Genomic DNA, 15,807 nt, shown 5'->3' on the forward strand with positions numbered 1-15,807 from the left:
TCAGCGGCGAGGTCGGAGGTCGTCCTCACCGTCGCCATACGTCTCCCTGCCCACGGTGAGCACAGAGCCCTCTGCCTTCGCTCGCAGGTCGGAGGGGGCCAGGGACTTGGCGAGGTGGTACGCGCCGACGGCGACGATCGTGCCGAGGGCGATGCCGCTGAGCGAGAAGTCGTCGGTGAACTTCAGCGAGACGTTGCCGATGCCGATGACGATGCCGGCCGCGACCGGGACGAGGTTGATCGGGTTGCCGAAGTCGACACCGTTCTCCTTCCAGATCTTGGCGCCGAGCAGGCCGATCATGCCGTAGAGGACCACGGTGATCCCGCCGAGGACGCCACCGGGGGTGGAGGCGACGAGGGCACCGAACTTCGGTGAGAGACCGAACAGGATGGCCACGACCGCGGCGACGTAGTAGGCCGCTGTCGAGTAGACGCGCGTGGCGGCCATGACACCGATGTTCTCGGCGTACGTCGTCGTGGGGGAGCCGCCGACCGAGGAGGCGAGCACCGTGCCGATGCCGTCCGCGGCGATGGCGCGACCCATGACGGGGTCGAGGTCGGTCTTGGTCATCTCGGCGACCGCCTTGACGTGGCCGGTGTTCTCCGCGATCAGGGCGATGACGGCCGGGAGGACGAGCAGGATCGCGGCGACCGAGAAGCTCGGCGCGTGCCAGCCGACGACCTCCTTGCCGGCGACGAGCTCGGTGTGGGGCGGGAACCCGATCCAGTCGGCAGCCTTGACGCCGTCGAAGTTGGTGCGGAAGTGGGTCGTGATCTTGCCGGCGCCCGCGTCGTAGGCGGTGATCTGGCCGAAGGCCTTGTCGAAGATCCACGAGAGGACGTAGCCGAAGATCAGTGCGAGGAAGATGGCGATGCGGCCGACGAAGCCACGGACGGCCACCGCGCACACGATGGTGAACACCATGACGAGCAGGGCGACCCACTGGTCCTGGGGCCAGTAGATCGTGGCCACCACCGGGGCGAGGTTGAACCCGATGAGCATGACCACCGCACCGGTGACGACCGGTGGCAGCACCTTGTGCACCACCCGTGAGCCGGCGAAGTGGATGAGCACGCCGACGAGGGCGAGGACGACACCGGCGACGAGGATCGCCCCGGTCACCTCGGCCGAGTCGCCGCCCTGCGCGCGGATCGCCGCGACACCGCCGACGAAGGACGCCGAGGTGCCGAGGTAGGACGGCACCTTGCCCTGGACGATGAGCAGGAACGCGATCGTCGCGATGCCGCTCATCATGATCGCCAGCTGGGCGTTGAGGCCCATGATCAGGGGGAAGACGAACGTCGCCCCGAACATCGCGACGACGTGCTGGGCGCCGAGCCCGATGGTCTTGCCCCAGGAGAGCCGCTCGTCGGGGGCGACGACGTCGTCGGGCCCCATCGTGCGACCGTCACCGTGAAGTTTCCAGCCCAATGCCATGAGGACTCCTTGTCGACTGCCGCGCCGGGTGGGGGGAGGGAGCAGCGCTGCCCCAGGTCGAACGTCACGCGGTGCGGCGACCCTACGACCCGGGCACCCCGGGACATGCGAAAACTAGCGGGACGCGCGGGCCGTGCATTGGGCAACAGTTGCCATCGGGGGCGGGCACTGGTTCGGCAGGTCGTGCACTCGCCCCCAGCGCTCAGATGCCGCGCATCTGGTGGACCTTCAGGGCCAGGGCCAGCTTGAGTCGCAGCTGCGGGTCGGAGGTGAACGGGCCGAGCATCTTCTCGAGCTTGGCGATGCGGTAGCGCAACGTGTTGTAGTGGAAGAACAGCATGCGGGCGGTCTCGGCGACGTTCATGTTCGTGTCGATCAGCACGCTCAGGGTGGTGCGCAGGTCCGCGTGCTCGGGGAGGTCGTCGTTCGCGAGCGGCCCCAGCGACTCCTCGACGAACCGGCGCAGGTCCGCGCTGTCCGGGATCAGCGACAGCAGCCGGAACACGCCGAGCCCGTCGAAGTGGGTCAGCGCGGAGGCTCCGTGCAGCTGCCGCCCCACGCTCACGGCACTGAGCGCCTCGTCGTATGCCGCGGGGAGACCGGCGAGGGAGTCGATCGGCCGCGACACCCCGGTCGAGAACGTGCGACGCCCCCCTCCGCCGTCGCCGCGCACGATCCGGACGACCTCGCCCACGGCGCGCATGACGGCATCGGTGTCGGCGTCTGCCGGGACGGCGTGCAGGGCGACGACCTCCTGGCTGAACCCCACCACCGGGGCGCGCGGGTCGCGCACCGCCATCGCCTGGCTCCAGGCTCGGGCGAAGCGTTGCTGCAGCGAGCTCACCTCCTCGGGGGAGCGCGTCGTGTGGGCGTCGTCCTCGTCGGTCTCGGCGACGACGACGACGAGCCGGCGGTCGATGTCCCACCCGAGGGCTGCTGCGTGCGCGATCGCCTCGGCGGGCGCGCCCGCTCGTCCGGAGAGCGCGTCGCGGAGGAACTCCGCGCGGTACTTGCCCTCGACCGCCGACACCGCCTGGTCCTTGGTGATGGCCAGGGCCGCCACGGTGGCGGCGCGCTCGAGCAGGTGGACGTCGTCGGCGGTCAGGGCCCGGTCCACGACGAACGCCGAGAGCAGCCCGTGGTCGAGCTGTCCCGCCACGATCCGGACGAGGGCGCGGCCGGCGTTGTCGGCGCGGGGGTCGCGGATGCCGACGGGTTCGCGTTCGGTGACCAGCCGCCCCGTCCGGTCGAAGCAGTCCAGCGCCAGGGCCGCCTCGAGGTCGGCCTCCGAACCGGCGCGGGCGAGCACCCGCCCGTCGGTCGTCGTCACCATCGTGGCCCCACCGAGGAACCCGGCCAGGCGCTCGCACAGGTCCTCGAGGCCGCCTCCCGCGAGCACGATCCCGACGAGGATCTGGTGGGCCTCGTCGACCCGGGCGAGGATTCCGGACTGCTGGTCGAGCAGCGCCCCGAGGACCTCGGTGACGACGAGCTCGGGGCTGGCGCCGCGGACCAGCACGACGGGGAGGCCGGCCGCAGCCCCGGTGCTGCGCCAGTCGGTGCCGTTCGTGCCGCCGTTGCGGGTCACGACGAGGGCGGCTGCGCCACCGGCGACCAGGGTGTCGACCAGGCCCCGGACGTCGGTGCCGGGCGCGAGCCTGGCGGGGTCGAGGCAGACCACGTGGTGGTCGGGACTGAGCTCGCGCCCGGAGTCGGGTCGGGAGCCGGGTCGCGAGCCCGCCTGCGTGTCGTGCACCGACGCCCGTGTGACGACGGTCCCCAGCTGGTCGGCCGTCGCGTGCACGGTGGCCCCGGCCAGCGCCGGCAGGAGCAGGACCCTGCTGAGTGGCACACCAGTGACGAGCTCGCGGGTGGGCAGGGGTGTTGCCGCCAGCGCCTGGGCGGCTGGCAACTCCGCGTCAAGGACGCCGGGATCATTGGCAACATTCACCATGAGGGGACTGTAGTCCCACTGGGTAGCGTCGCTGCTCGAAGCCGCGCGGGGCTCGTGGTCCCCTGTCCACGGAACCCGCGCGGCTCTCTCGTCAGTCCTGCGCGACCCGACGCCGAGGAGGTGCAGCACCCGTGACGCCCTCCGGGACGCCTCTCGCCGGCACGATGGACCGTGCCACCAGGAGCAGCCCTGCGCCCGCCGAGGGGGGAGCCCCCACCTGGCCGGCCGCGGTCTCCGAACGGTCCGTGGGGATGCTGGCCCGGCGTCCGAGGAGTGCCACCGTCGTCGCGGTCCACCCGCTCGCGTTCTACCTGCGGTTCGACCGCAGCCGGCCCGACGGCACCACCGAGGGGATCCTGCCCGTGGTGGCCCAGTCGGGGCTGCGCCTGCCCAACGCCGTGGTGCTCGCCCCCGGGTCGTCCCGGCTCGGCTGGGGGGTCCAGCCCGGCGACCGGGTGGGTGTGGGCGACGGGGAGATCCGCCTTCCCGGCGCGACGATCCGACGAGCCCGCGTCTGGCGGCCGGTCCGCGTGCCGACGTCCGGCCACCTCCCGGGGGTTGCGGCGACCGGCTCCCTCGGGCGGCTCGCCTCCCCCGGGTGGGCGGTGCCGGCGCGGCACCTCGCCACGACGGCCCTGAGGGGCGAGTCGTTGGTCGACGTCGTCGGTCACACGGTGGGAGTGGGGCAGGGGCTGACCCCCAGCGGTGACGACGTCCTGTGCGGCGTGCTCCTCGCCCTGCGCCTCGCGGGCGCCGAGGACGCGCGCCGGCACCTGTGGACGACGGTCCGACCCCGTCTCGGCGCCACGACCGCCGTCTCCGCCGCCCTGCTCACCGAGGCCGCCGACGGGTATGCCGTGCCGGCCGTCGTCCGCCTCGCCGCGGCGCTCGCCGGTGGCCGCGAGAGCGAACCCGACGTCGTTCCCGCGGCCCTGGAGGTGCGGGCCATCGGCCACAGCTCGGGTGCCGACCTGCTCGCCGGGCTCGCGGGGGCGCTGGCGGCGGCGGACAGCACTTGCGGAGGTGACCCGAGCAGTCGCGTGCTGGGGCTGCCCACCGTGGGCGCCCACCACCTCCCGACGACCCCAGGAGTGACCTCGTGACCGATCACGTCGAGCTGAGGACCGGGGTCTACGTCGACTCGGTCAGCCTCATGCAGGTCTCGCGCACGGCGGCGGCAGCCCCGGGCGTCGACGCGGCCCAGGTCGCGATGGCGACCGAGCTGAACCTCGAGGTGCTGCGCGGCATGGGTTTCGACGTCCCGGCCGCCTCACCCAACGACCTCGTCGTCGCCCTGCGCGCTGCCGACGAGACGGGGGTGGCCACCGGGCGGGCCGCCGTCGACGACGCCCTCGCAGCGCTCCGGTCGGCCGGGACGTCGGCAGGAGGGTTCGGCGACGCCCCGCCACCACGGACCCTCGGTCGCGCCATCGACGCGGTCGGTGCGAACCTCGCCCTCGTCTCCGTCCCCGGTCGTCACGCGGCGGTGGAGGCGTTCGACGCCATCGACCGCGGGGTGAGCGTGATGCTGTTCTCCGACAACGTCGACGTCGACACGGAGGTGCTCCTCAAGGACGCAGCGGCCGACCGTGGCGTGCTCGTGATGGGTCCGGACTGCGGCACCGCCGTGGTCGGTGGCGTGGCCCTCGGGTTCGCCAACGTCGTCTCGCCCGGACGGGTCGGGCTGGTCGCCGCCTCCGGGACAGGAGCCCAGCAGGTGATGGCCCTCCTCGACGCCGCCGGTGTCGGGGTGAGCCACTGCCTGGGCGTCGGAGGGCGCGACCTGTCGTCCCGCGTCGCCGGGCGGTCCACCCGGCAGGCGCTCGCCGCCCTCGCCGCCGACGAGGGGACGGACACCATCGTCGTCGTCTCCAAGCCGCCGGCCCCGGAGGTGCTCGCCGACCTCGAGGCGTATGCCGCCGGGCTCGGCACCCAGGTCCACTGGGCGACGCTGGGGGCCGGTCGGCCCGACCTCACCACCTCGGTCGAGAACGTGCTCGCCGCCCTTGGCAGGTCGGTACCCACGTGGCCGGTGTGGGACGTCCCGCAACAGCCCGTGGCCCGGGGGTCCCTGCGCGGGCTGTTCTGCGGCGGCACGCTCGCCGACGAGGCGATGCTCGTCGCGGGGGAGGAGCTGGGGGACGGCCGGGGCGACATCCGTTCCAACATCCCCCTGCGACCCGAGCTCGCGGTGGGTGACGACCTGCGCGCCGACGGGCACGTCGTGCTCGACTTCGGTGACGACGGGCTGACGCGCGGGCGCGCCCACCCGATGATCGATCCCAGCCTGCGGCTCGAACGCATCCACACCGAGGCCACTGACGCGGGTTGCGGCGTGCTGCTGCTCGACCTCGTCCTGGGTCACGGGGCCCACCCCGACCCTGCGGAGGAGCTCGCCGAGGCCGTGCGCTCGGCCCGCGCCTCGGCCGCAGCCTCGGGCCGCGACCTCCCGGTCGTCGTGTCGCTCACCGGCACCGACGGCGACCCGCAGGGGCTGACCCGCTGCGCCGAGGCGCTGCGGTCGGCCGGTGCGGCGGTGTTCCTCTCCAACGCGGCTGCCACGAGGCGCGCCGTGTCCCTCCTGCCGACCACCGAGGAGGCCTGACATGGCCGGGCACGTCGACCTGCACGGGTTGCTGACCACCGACCCGGTCGTCGCGACCGCCGGCGCGGGGTTGCTCAGCGACGCCTTGCGCGACCAGGCCGTCGTCGTGGGGGAGGCGCAGTGGCAGCCACCGCCGGACGGCTCCGTCGACCCCCTCGTCCGGGTGATGGCTGACCGCCGCCGACGTGATGCGAATGCCCTTGCCCTGCAACGGATGACCGCAGCGGGTGCCGACCTCGTCGACGTCCGACCGGCCCACGAGGTGCTCGGGCTGGAGCGCGGCACCTTCCTGCACGCCGGCCCGCCGCTGGAGTGGGAACGTGCCTCGGGCCCGATGCGCGGTGCCCTGATCGGGGCGATGCTCTTCGAGGGGATGGCCGACACCCCGGAAGCCGCGGAGACGGCCCTCGCCGCCAGCCACGTGGCGCTCGAGCCCTGCCACCACCGCGATGCGGTGGGCCCGATGGCCGGAGTCATCTCACCGTCGATGTGGCTGTACGAGCTGCGCGACGAGGTGCACGACCACACGTCCTGGTGCTCGCTCAACGAAGGCCTCGGCAAGGTCCTCCGGTACGGCGCGTACGGCCCGGAGGTCGTCGACCGCCTGCACTGGATGAACTCCGTCCTCGGCCCGCTGCTCCAGCAGGCCGTGCGGGCTGCCGGGCCGATCGACATCAAGGCGATCATCGCCCAGATGCTCCAGATGGGCGACGAGGGGCACAACCGCAACCGTGCCGGCTCGCTCATGCTGCTGCGTGAGCTCCTGCCGTCCCTCATCACGGCCGACGGGTCGTCCACCGACATCGCGGAGGCGGTGCGCTTCTCCGGTGCCAACGAGCACTTCTTCCTCAACCTCGGCATGCCGGCGTGCAAGCTGTCGGCCCTTGCGGCGGAAGGAATCCCGGGCTCCACCGTGGTGACGACGATGGCTCGCAACGGCACCGACTTCGGCATCCGCACGGCCGGGACCGGCGACCGCTGGTTCACCGGTCCGGCGAACACCCCGGAAGGGCTGTTCCTCGGCTCGTACGGCCCGGACGACGCCAACCCCGACATCGGCGACTCCGCGATCACCGAGACCGCGGGGATCGGGGGGTTCGCGATGGCGGCAGCCCCGGCCATCGTGAAGTTCGTGGGCGGCGACGTCCCGTTCGCCCTCCGGACCACGCGCACCATGTACGACATCACGGTCGGTGAGCACACGGCATACCAGGTGCCGATCCTGGAGTTCCGCGGAACTCCCACCGCCATCGACGTCACCGCGGTGGTGCGGACCGGGATCCTCCCGCAGATCAACACCGGTATGGCGGGCCGGGTCGCCGGGACGGGTCAGGTCGGGGCCGGGCTGGTCACCCCGCCCGCGCAGTGCTTCACGCAGGCGCTCGACGCCCTCGCCGACGCGCTGCCCACCCCGGCCGCGGGCTGAGCCGTGGGTGGTCCGGGGACCGCTCGGACCGGCGTGGCAGGATACGGGACCGTGAGCGCGCGCATCCTGGACGGCAAGGCAGTACTCGCGACAATCAAGGAGGAGCTGCGCGGCAGGGTGGACGTCCTGCGCGAGCACGGAGTGGTCCCCGGACTGGGCACCGTGCTCGTCGGCGACGACCCCGGCAGCCACTGGTACGTCAACGCCAAGCACAAGGACTGCGCCGAGATCGGCATCACGAGCATCCGTCGCGACCTCCCCGCCACCGCGACGCAGGTCGAGGTCGAGGCGGTCATCGACGAGCTCAACGCCGACCCCGACTGCACGGGGTTCCTCGTGCAGCAGCCCACGGGCCTGGACGAGATGGCCCTGCTGTCGCGGGTGTCCCCCGAGAAGGACGTGGACGGGCTGCACCCGACCAACCTCGGCTGGCTCGCCCTGGGCAAGGCGGCCCCGCTGCCCTGCACGCCGATGGGCTGCATCGAGCTGCTGCGCCGCCACGACGTGACCATCGCCGGTGCCAACGTCGTGGTCATCGGCCGCGGGCTCACCGTCGGGCGACCGCTCGGGCTCATCCTCACCCGCAAGAGCGAGAACGCCACCGTCACGCTCTGCCACACCGGCACCCGTGACCTCGCCGCCGAGGTCATCCGGGCCGACATCGTCATCGCCGCGGCCGGTGTGCCCGGAATCGTCACCAAGGACATGGTCAAGCCCGGTGCCGCGGTGCTCGACGTCGGCGTCAGCCGGGTCGACGGGAAGATCGCCGGGGACGTCGCCCCCGACGTCGCGGAGGTGGCCGGCTGGATCAGCCCCAACCCCGGTGGTGTCGGTCCGATGACGCGAGCCCTGCTGCTGTCCAACATCGTGGGTGCGGCCGAACGCCGGCTCGCGGCCACGGCCACGGCCTGACCTCGTGGTCATCCCCCGGTTGGGCTGGTGGTGGGTCGCCACGCCGGTCCTCGCGCTGGGGGTGGTGGCCTTCGCAGCGGGTCACGTCCGACTGGCCGGGTTCGTGCTCGCCGGGGGGCTGCTGATGGCTGCCCTGATCCGGGCGGTCCTGCCGACCGCGCTCAGCGGCGGCCTGGTCGTGCGCTCCCGCGTCGTCGACGTCGCGACGATGGCGCTGCTCGGGGTGACCCTGGCCGTGATCACGGCGAGCCTGGACCTTCGCCCCCGCGGCTGATCGGGCCGTGGCCGACCGGTCACCGTGTCCAGGTGCCGCGTGCGCAGACACGCAGCGGCCGGTCCCGGGTGACCCGGGACCGACCGTTCGCCGTGCTGTGAGGGGAGTGCGTCAGCCGATGAGGCCCAGGCCCTTGACGGCCTCGCGCTCCTCCTCGAGCTCCTTGACCGACGCATCGATCTTGCCGCGGGAGAACTCGTCGATCTCCAGGCCCTGGACGATCGACCACTGGCCGTCCTTGACGGTCACGGGGAACGAGGAGATCAGGCCCTCCGGGACCCCGTAGGAGCCGTCGGAGCAGACCGACATCGACACCCAGTCGCCGTCCGGGGTGCCGAGCGTCCAGTCGCGGGCGTGGTCGACGGTGGCGCTCGCGGCGGAGGCGGCCGAGGACGCGCCCCGGGCCTCGATGATCGCGGCGCCGCGCTTGGCGACGGTCGGGATGAACGTGCCGGCCAGCCACTCCTGGTCGCCCACGGCCTCGGCGGCGTTCCGGCCGGAGACCTCGGCGTGGAACAGGTCGGGGTACTGGGTCGCGGAGTGGTTGCCCCAGATCGTCATCTTCCTGATCTCGGTCACCGGCACGCCGAGCTTGGCCGACAGCTGCGAGATGGCGCGGTTGTGGTCCAGACGGGTCAGCGCGGAGAAGCGCTCCCTACCGATGTCGGGCGCGTTGCTCATCGCGATGAGGGCGTTGGTGTTGGCCGGGTTGCCGGTCACGGTGACACGGATGTCGTCCGCGGCCACCTTGTTCAGGGCCTTGCCCTGCGGGGCGAAGATGCCGCCGTTGGCCTCGAGGAGGTCACCACGCTCCATACCGGGGCCGCGCGGGCGGGCGCCGACGAGGAGGGCGTGGTTGACGCCGTCGAAGATCTTCTCGGCGTCGTCACCGATCTCGACCTTGGCGAGCGTCGGGAACGCGCAGTCGTCGAGCTCCATGACGACACCCTCGAGCGCCTTGAGCGCGGGGGTGATCTCGAGCAGTCGGAGCTCGACCGGGGTGTCCGGGCCGAACAGCGAGCCGCTCGCGATGCGGAAGAGGAGGCTGTAGCCGATCTGGCCTGCGGCGCCGGTGACGGCGACCTTGACGGGGGTAGTGCTCACGGTGGGCCCTTCACGTCGGTGGGGTGGGACAGCTGTGCACGACGCTAGCAGGGGTGCGGAGCACGGGTTCCCGGTGGTTAGGGTCGAGGCCATGCCCACCCCGGACTTCATCCTCGCCCTGCGCGACAAGGTCGGCACCGACCTCCTCTGGCTCACCGGCGTCACTGCCGTCGTGCGCAACGACCGCGGTGAGGTGCTCCTCGGCCGCCGCACCGACAACGGCCAGTGGGCCCTGGTGAGCGGCATCCTCGAGCCCGGCGAGCAGCCGGCGGTGGGCCTCGCCCGCGAGATCGAGGAGGAGACCGGTGTCATCGCCAGGATCGAGGCACTGACCTCGGTCTGGACGCTGCCGGAGCAGGGCTACCCCAACGGCGACCGAGCGCAGTACCTCGACCTGTGCTTCCTCGCCCGCCACCTCTCCGGCGAGGCGAGGGTCAACGACGACGAGTCGCTGGAGGTGGGCTGGTTCGCTGTGGACGCCCTGCCCGAGCCGCTCATGGACCGGGCCCGCGTCCGGCTCGAACGGGCCCTGGCCTTCGACGGCACCACGTGGTTCGACACCGACGAGGCAACGAGTGCCGCAGGGACGACCGGGGACCCGTATGCCGCCGTTCCCGGCCCGGGGGACCCAGCCCGGCGCCCGCTCGCGACGCTGCCCGCCGGCGCCGGCGAGGTGGTCCTGCGCCGAGCCGTCCGGACCGACGTTCCGGCCATCGTGAACCTCCTCGCCGACGACGAGATCGGCGCCGGTCGCGAGGACGGCCACGACCTCACGGGGTACCTCGCGGCCTTTGACGCGATCGACGCCGACCGGGGCCACCTGCTCGTCGTCCTGGAGTCGAAGGACACCGTGGTGGGGACGATGCAGCTGACGTTCCTGCCCGGGTTGTCGCGCGGGGGTGCGTGGCGCAGCCAGGTCGAGGCGGTGCGCGTCGCCGCCTCCCAGCGCGGCCATGGCCTCGGGGAGGCCATGCTGCGCTGGGGGATCGAGGAGTCCCGGCGACGGGGCTGTGCGGTCGTCCAGCTGACCACGGACAAGCGGCGCACCGACGCCCAGCGGTTCTACGTCGAGCGGCTGGGGTTCGCCAGGTCGCACGAGGGCCTCAAGCTCGCCCTGGGCGACCCCGGGAGCCCGGAGGGGAGTAGAACTGGACTGGTATCGGGTGGTCGACCGGGTGGACGATCACGTGCACGACCGAGGACGAAGGTGGACGTGATGGGTGCTGGCACCAAGGACGACCCGTGGACGCTCAGGACGCCACCGGGCAGCGGTGACTACACGATGTACCGCGACGACGACACCGACCCGCCCCAGCTGGTCTGCCAGGTCGGTTCGACGCGTCTGACCTACGACGCCCGTGTCATCGATGACCTGCACGCCTGGTTGCGGGAGCAGGGTGACTGGGTGCCGCTGGGTTCGGCCGACGAGCAGAAGCCGGCCAAGGACGGGACCGTCGAGGCCTGGGCCCGCTCGGAGGGCAACCCGCTGGGCGGGTGGTACGGCCTGCGCAAGGGCTATCGCGGCCGGGTCGGCATGTACCTGCCACCTCTGCTCGAGGAGCTGGGCCTCGCCGAGGTCGAGCACCAGCCGCGCAACAACCGGATGCGCGCGATCTGACCCGCGCTCGCCGGCCGAGGTCCTGGGTCGGCGGGACCGTCAGCCGGCGAGGTCCTCGGCAGCGAGGACCATCCGTCGGTGCATCCAGGCGTAGAGCGCGACGTCCCCGAGGCGGGTCGCCTCACCGTAGAGGCGACCGGCCAGCCCGTCGGGGACGAACCCGTGCCGCAGCGTGAGCCGGGAGCCGTCCCGGTCCGGCGCCACGTCCAGCTCGAGGAACGCGCTGCCCGGCAGCCGGGTGTCCGGTGACAGCACCAGGTGCCGGCCCGCCTCGATCGCCGTCACCGTCCAGAAGTCGACCTTGTCGCCGAGGCGCAACGGCCGGTCCGGCCGCTTCCGGCGGCGCCCGGGGCCGCCGAGGACCCGGTCCACCCCGCAGCGTGCCGCCCAGACGGCCTCGGGCGTGAACCAGCCGGTGTCCCCACCGACCGAGGTCACCACCTGCCACAGGACCTCGGGCGGTGCGTGGACGTGCGAGGTCTGGGTGCCGCCGATGACTGGGTCCACCCAGCCACCGTATGCGGCGTGGCACCGGACCGCCCGGCTCGCCGTGGCACGCGGGGTCGCCCAGACTGGCTGGGTGACGATGCCGGTGGGGAACCCGTGACGCGGCGCTGGCTGTTCGCCGACCAGCTCGGGCCGCACTTCGACGTGGGCCGCGGCGGGGTCCTGCTCGTCGAGAGCCGTGAGGCACTGGGCCGGCGCCGCTACCACCGTCAGAAGCTGCACCTCGTGCTGTCCGCCCTGCGCCACCGCGCCGCGGAGCTGGGCGACTCGGCCGTCCTCCTGCGGACCGCCACCTACGGCCAGGCCCTGCGCGAGCTCGACGAACCCGTCCGCGTCTACGAACCGACCTCGAGGAGGGCCGCCGACTTCGTCGCCCGTCAGCTCGAGACGGGCAGGGTGGAGGCCGTCGACCCGACACCGGGGTTCTCCCTGCCCCGCACCGACTTCCAGCGCTGGGCCGGCGACCGGCGACGGTTGCGGATGGAGGACTTCTACCGGTTCCAGCGCCAGCGGCTCGACCTGCTCGTCGAGGGGGACGGCCACCCCGTGGGTGGCCGGTGGTCGTTCGACGAGGACAACCGGGAGCCACCGCCCAAGGGGGCGGACCGCCTGGACGTGCCCGCGCCATACCGGCCGCGCGAGGACGACGTCGACGCGCAGGTGAGGGAGGACCTCGACCGGTGGGAGCGCGACGACGGGTTGGTGACCGTGGGGAGGGACGGTCCGCGGCTGTTCGCCGTGACCCGCCGCGAGGCGCTCGCGGCGCTCGACCGGTTCGTCACGCACCGGCTCGGGGCGTTCGGGCCGCACGAGGACGCCATGCTCCGCGGCGACTGGGCGATGGCCCACAGCCTCCTGTCGGTGCCCCTCAACCTCGGGCTGCTCGACCCCGTGGAGGTCGCCGAACGGGCGGTCCGCGCCTACCACGACGGTGACGCACCGCTGGCCTCGGTCGAGGGGTTCGTGCGGCAGGTCGTCGGGTGGCGCGAGTACGTCTGGCACCTCTACTGGCACTTCGGGGGCCAGTACCGCAGCCGCAACGCCCTCGCGGCCCGCGAGCCGCTGCCACGGTGGTTCGACGAGCTCGATGCCGACGCGGTGGAGGCCGCGTGCCTCAAGGACGTCCTCGCCGGTGTGCGCGACCGGGGGTGGGTGCACCACATCCCGCGGCTCATGGTGCTCGGCAACTGGGCGGCGGAGCGCGGGTACGACCCCGACGCGTTGACCGAGTGGTTCCAGACGCGGTTCGTGGACGGCTACGACTGGGTCATGCCCGCGAACGTCGTGGGCATGAGCCAGTACGCCGACGGTGGCGCCATGACCACCAAGCCCTACGTGTCCGGCGGCGCGTACCTGAACCGGATGTCGGACTACTGCGGCGGCTGCCGCTACCGCCCCACGGTCAGGGTCGGCGAGGACGCCTGCCCCTTCACCGCCGGCTACTGGGCCTACCTCGACCGCACCGCCGACCGCCTGGACGGCAACCCCCGTATGGCGCGTCCGCTCCAGCAGCGGCACCGTCTCACCGACCTCGAGGCGACCGTCGACCAGGAACGGGCCAGGGGAACAGACGCCCCCTGACTCGACCTGACGTGACGTGACCGGAAAGGCCGGTGCCGCAAGGGAATCCCTGCGGCACCGACCTCTCGGGCCCGTCAGCCCTTGTGGCTCAGCGCAGGGCGGCGAGCGCCTCGTTGAACGTGGCGCTCGGGCGCATGACGGCCGACGCCTTGGCCTCGTCCGGGCGGTAGTAGCCACCGATGTCCGCGGGGTGGCCCTGGACGGCGAGCAGCTCGGCGTTGATGGCGTCCTCCTGCTCGGTGAGGGTCTTGGAGACCTGGCCGAACGCCTCGGCCAGCGCGGCGTCCTCGGTCTGCTGCGCGAGCTCGTTCGCCCAGAACAGCGCGAGGTAGAAGTGGCTGCCGCGGTTGTCGATCTGGCCGACCTTGCGGGCCGGGCCCTTGTTCTCGTTGAGCAGCCGCTCGGTCGCCTTGTCGAGCGCCTCGCCCAGCAGCGCGGCGCGCGCGTTGTCGGTCGTCGTGGCCATGTGGCGCAGGCTCTCGGCCAGGGCCAGGAACTCGCCGAGGCTGTCCCAGCGCAGGTAGTTCTCCTGGAGCAGCTGCTGCACGTGCTTCGGGGCGGAGCCACCGGCGCCGGTCTCGAAGAGGCCGCCACCGTTCATCAGCGGCACCACCGAGAGCATCTTGGCGCTGGTACCGAGCTCGAGGATCGGGAAGAGGTCGGTGTTGTAGTCACGCAGCACGTTCCCGGTGACGGAGATGGTGTCCTCGCCCTTGCGGATGCGCTCGACGGAGAACTTGGCCGCCTCGACCGGCGAGAGCACCTGGAGGTCGAGCCCGTCGGTGTCGTGCTCGGGCAGGTAGGCCTCGACCTTCGCGATGAGGTTGCGGTCGTGCGCACGGGTCGCGTCGAGCCAGAAGACCGCGGGGGTCTTCGAGGCGCGGGCACGAGTGACGGCGAGCTTGACCCAGTCGCGGATCGGGGCGTCCTTGGTCTGGCAGGCGCGCCAGATGTCACCGGGCTGCACGTCGTGCGACATCAGCACCTCGCCGGAGCTGTCGACGACCTGGACGGTGCCCGCCTCGGCGATCTCGAACGTCTTGTCGTGGCTGCCGTACTCCTCGGCCTTCTGCGCCATCAGGCCGACGTTGGGGACCGAGCCCATCGTCGTGGGGTCGTAGGCGCCGTGCTCGCGGCAGTCGTCGATGACGGCCTGGTAGACGCCGGCGTAGGAGCTGTCGGGGATGACGGCGAGGGTGTCGGCCTCCTCGCCGTCCGGGCCCCACATGTGGCCGGAGGTGCGGATCATGGCCGGCATCGAGGCGTCCACGATGACGTCGCTCGGGACGTGGAGGTTCGTGATCCCCTTGTCGGAGTTGACCATCGCGAGCTTCGGGCCGTCGGCGAGACCCTGCTGGATCGCCGCACGGACCTCGTCGCGGGTGCCCTCGGGGAGGGCGTCGAGCCCGTCGAGGATCGAGCCGAGGCCGTTGTTCGCGGACAGGCCCGCAGCGGCGAGCTCGGCGCCATACCGGGAGAAGACGTCCGGGAGGAACGCCCGCACGACGTGGCCGAAGATGATCGGGTCGGAGACCTTCATCATCGTGGCCTTGAGGTGCACGGAGAAGAGCACGCCGTCAGCCTTGGCCCTGGCGATCTGCTCGGTGAGGAACGCGTCGAGGGCGGCGGCGCTCAGCACCGTGGCGTCGACGACCTCGCCCTCGAGGACCTTCAGGCCCTCCTTGAGGACCGTGGTGCCGGCGTCGGTGACCAGCTGGATGGTCAGGGTGTCAGCGGTGGGGAGGACGACCGACTGCTCGTTGGACCGGAAGTCGTCGGAGCCCATGGTGGCCACCGAGGTGCGCGAGTCGGGGCTCCAGGCGCCCATGGAGTGCGGGTGCTTGCGCGCGTAGTTCTTCACGGCGGCAGGCGCCCGGCGGTCGGAGTTGCCCTCGCGCAGGACGGGGTTGACTGCGCTGCCCTTGACGCCGTCGTACCGCGCACGGGCGTCCTTCTCCGCGTCGTTGCTCGGCTCGTCGGGGTAGGCGGGGAGGTCGTAGCCCTGCGACCGGAGCTCGGCGATGGCTGCCTTGAGCTGCGGCAGGGAGGCCGAGATGTTGGGGAGCTTGATGATGTTGGCCTCGGGCGTGGTCGCGAGCTGCCCGAGCTCGCCGAGGGCGTCGCCGATGCGCTGGTCCTCGGGGAGGAGGTCGTCGAAGGCCGCGATGATGCGCCCCGACAGGGAGATGTCACGGGTCTCGACGTCGACGCCCGCGGTGGACGCGAAGGCCTCGATCACCGGCAGGAAGGAGTAGGTCGCCAGCATCGGCGCCTCGTCGGTGAGGGTGTAGATGATCTTGGCCATGTCGGCGGCTCTCTCCCTGGGCTCGTCGTGCTCGCAGCGTTCGTGCGCAGCGTTGCTCAGGCTATCGAACCGTCCAGGACCCGA

12 protein-coding genes are annotated in these 15,807 nt (G+C 72.3%); 7 read left to right on the plus strand and 5 right to left on the minus strand.

Going from position 1 to position 15,807, the window contains the following annotated elements:
* Together ASC58_RS05585 and ASC58_RS05590 are read right to left on the minus strand one after the other, a co-directional pair.
* Window positions 1-1,398 (minus strand): uracil-xanthine permease family protein, encoded by a 1,398-nt coding sequence (locus tag ASC58_RS05585; protein WP_235529114.1) that lies wholly within the window; start codon window positions 1,396-1,398, stop codon window positions 1-3.
* Window positions 1,399-1,639: 241 nt separating this feature from the next.
* Window positions 1,640-3,391, minus strand: coding sequence for a CdaR family transcriptional regulator (locus ASC58_RS05590; protein ID WP_082552993.1), 1,752 nt, complete (start codon window positions 3,389-3,391; stop codon window positions 1,640-1,642).
* A gap of 131 nt (window positions 3,392-3,522) precedes the next feature.
* Here ASC58_RS05590 and ASC58_RS05595 point away from each other — a divergent pair, with 131 nt between their 5' ends.
* The 5 genes from ASC58_RS05595 to ASC58_RS05615 are packed head-to-tail and all read left to right on the plus strand — an operon-like array spanning window position 3,523 to window position 8,608.
* The gene (locus tag ASC58_RS05595) at window positions 3,523-4,494 is read left to right on the plus strand and encodes a DUF2877 domain-containing protein (protein WP_157598376.1); all 972 of its coding nucleotides are present in this window, start codon (window positions 3,523-3,525) and stop codon (window positions 4,492-4,494) included.
* Complete coding sequence (locus ASC58_RS05600; RefSeq protein ID WP_056918633.1) at window positions 4,491-5,996, plus strand: FdrA family protein; 1,506 nt, start codon at window positions 4,491-4,493, stop codon at window positions 5,994-5,996. Before ASC58_RS05595 ends, ASC58_RS05600 begins: the two co-directional genes overlap by 4 nt.
* Window position 5,997: 1 nt before the next feature.
* Entirely contained in the window at window positions 5,998-7,422 is a 1,425-nt protein-coding gene (locus tag ASC58_RS05605; protein WP_056918634.1) for a DUF1116 domain-containing protein, read from the plus strand.
* Window positions 7,423-7,473: 51 nt separating this feature from the next.
* Complete coding sequence (locus tag ASC58_RS05610) at window positions 7,474-8,334, plus strand: bifunctional methylenetetrahydrofolate dehydrogenase/methenyltetrahydrofolate cyclohydrolase (RefSeq protein ID WP_056918635.1); 861 nt, start codon at window positions 7,474-7,476, stop codon at window positions 8,332-8,334.
* Window positions 8,335-8,338: 4 nt separating this feature from the next.
* Window positions 8,339-8,608, plus strand: coding sequence for a DUF3017 domain-containing protein (locus ASC58_RS05615; RefSeq protein ID WP_200947742.1), 270 nt, complete (start codon window positions 8,339-8,341; stop codon window positions 8,606-8,608).
* A 111-nt stretch (window positions 8,609-8,719) separates the two neighbouring features.
* Here the strand turns inward: ASC58_RS05615 and ASC58_RS05620 are convergent, their stop codons facing one another.
* The gene (locus ASC58_RS05620) at window positions 8,720-9,712 is read right to left on the minus strand and encodes a malate dehydrogenase (protein ID WP_056916719.1); all 993 of its coding nucleotides are present in this window, start codon (window positions 9,710-9,712) and stop codon (window positions 8,720-8,722) included.
* 91 nt (window positions 9,713-9,803) lie between these two features.
* Here ASC58_RS05620 and ASC58_RS21930 point away from each other — a divergent pair, with 91 nt between their 5' ends.
* The gene (locus tag ASC58_RS21930) at window positions 9,804-11,330 is read left to right on the plus strand and encodes a DUF6855 family protein (protein WP_369796208.1); all 1,527 of its coding nucleotides are present in this window, start codon (window positions 9,804-9,806) and stop codon (window positions 11,328-11,330) included.
* Window positions 11,331-11,369: 39 nt separating this feature from the next.
* On the opposite strand, the gene ASC58_RS05630 is transcribed toward ASC58_RS21930, so the two are convergent.
* Window positions 11,370-11,837: a DUF2867 domain-containing protein gene (locus ASC58_RS05630; RefSeq protein WP_056918636.1), complete on the minus strand. Its 468-nt coding sequence runs from the start codon at window positions 11,835-11,837 to the stop codon at window positions 11,370-11,372.
* Between the two features lie 18 nt (window positions 11,838-11,855).
* On the opposite strand from ASC58_RS05630, the gene ASC58_RS05635 reads away from it, so the two are divergent.
* Complete coding sequence (locus ASC58_RS05635) at window positions 11,856-13,418, plus strand: cryptochrome/photolyase family protein (protein ID WP_235529115.1); 1,563 nt, start codon at window positions 11,856-11,858, stop codon at window positions 13,416-13,418.
* Window positions 13,419-13,506: 88 nt separating this feature from the next.
* Here ASC58_RS05635 and ASC58_RS05640 read toward each other — a convergent pair whose 3' ends face one another.
* Window positions 13,507-15,723, minus strand: coding sequence for an NADP-dependent isocitrate dehydrogenase (locus ASC58_RS05640; protein ID WP_056918637.1), 2,217 nt, complete (start codon window positions 15,721-15,723; stop codon window positions 13,507-13,509).
* Between the last annotated feature and the right edge of the window lie 84 nt (window positions 15,724-15,807).

Source organism: Phycicoccus sp. Root101 (genome assembly GCF_001426245.1).
Classification (GTDB): domain Bacteria; phylum Actinomycetota; class Actinomycetes; order Actinomycetales; family Dermatophilaceae; genus Pedococcus.

Coding starts and splice junctions, on each gene's coding strand:
- ASC58_RS05605 (WP_056918634.1), top strand. CDS start 5,998: ATGGCCGGGCACGTCGACCTGCACGGGTTGCTGACCACCGACCCGGTC.
- ASC58_RS05640 (WP_056918637.1), bottom strand. CDS start 15,723: ATGGCCAAGATCATCTACACCCTCACCGACGAGGCGCCGATGCTGGCG.
- ASC58_RS21930 (WP_369796208.1), top strand. CDS start 9,804: ATGCCCACCCCGGACTTCATCCTCGCCCTGCGCGACAAGGTCGGCACC.
- ASC58_RS05585 (WP_235529114.1), bottom strand. CDS start 1,398: ATGGGGCCCGACGACGTCGTCGCCCCCGACGAGCGGCTCTCCTGGGGC.
- ASC58_RS05590 (WP_082552993.1), bottom strand. CDS start 3,391: ATGGTGAATGTTGCCAATGATCCCGGCGTCCTTGACGCGGAGTTGCCA.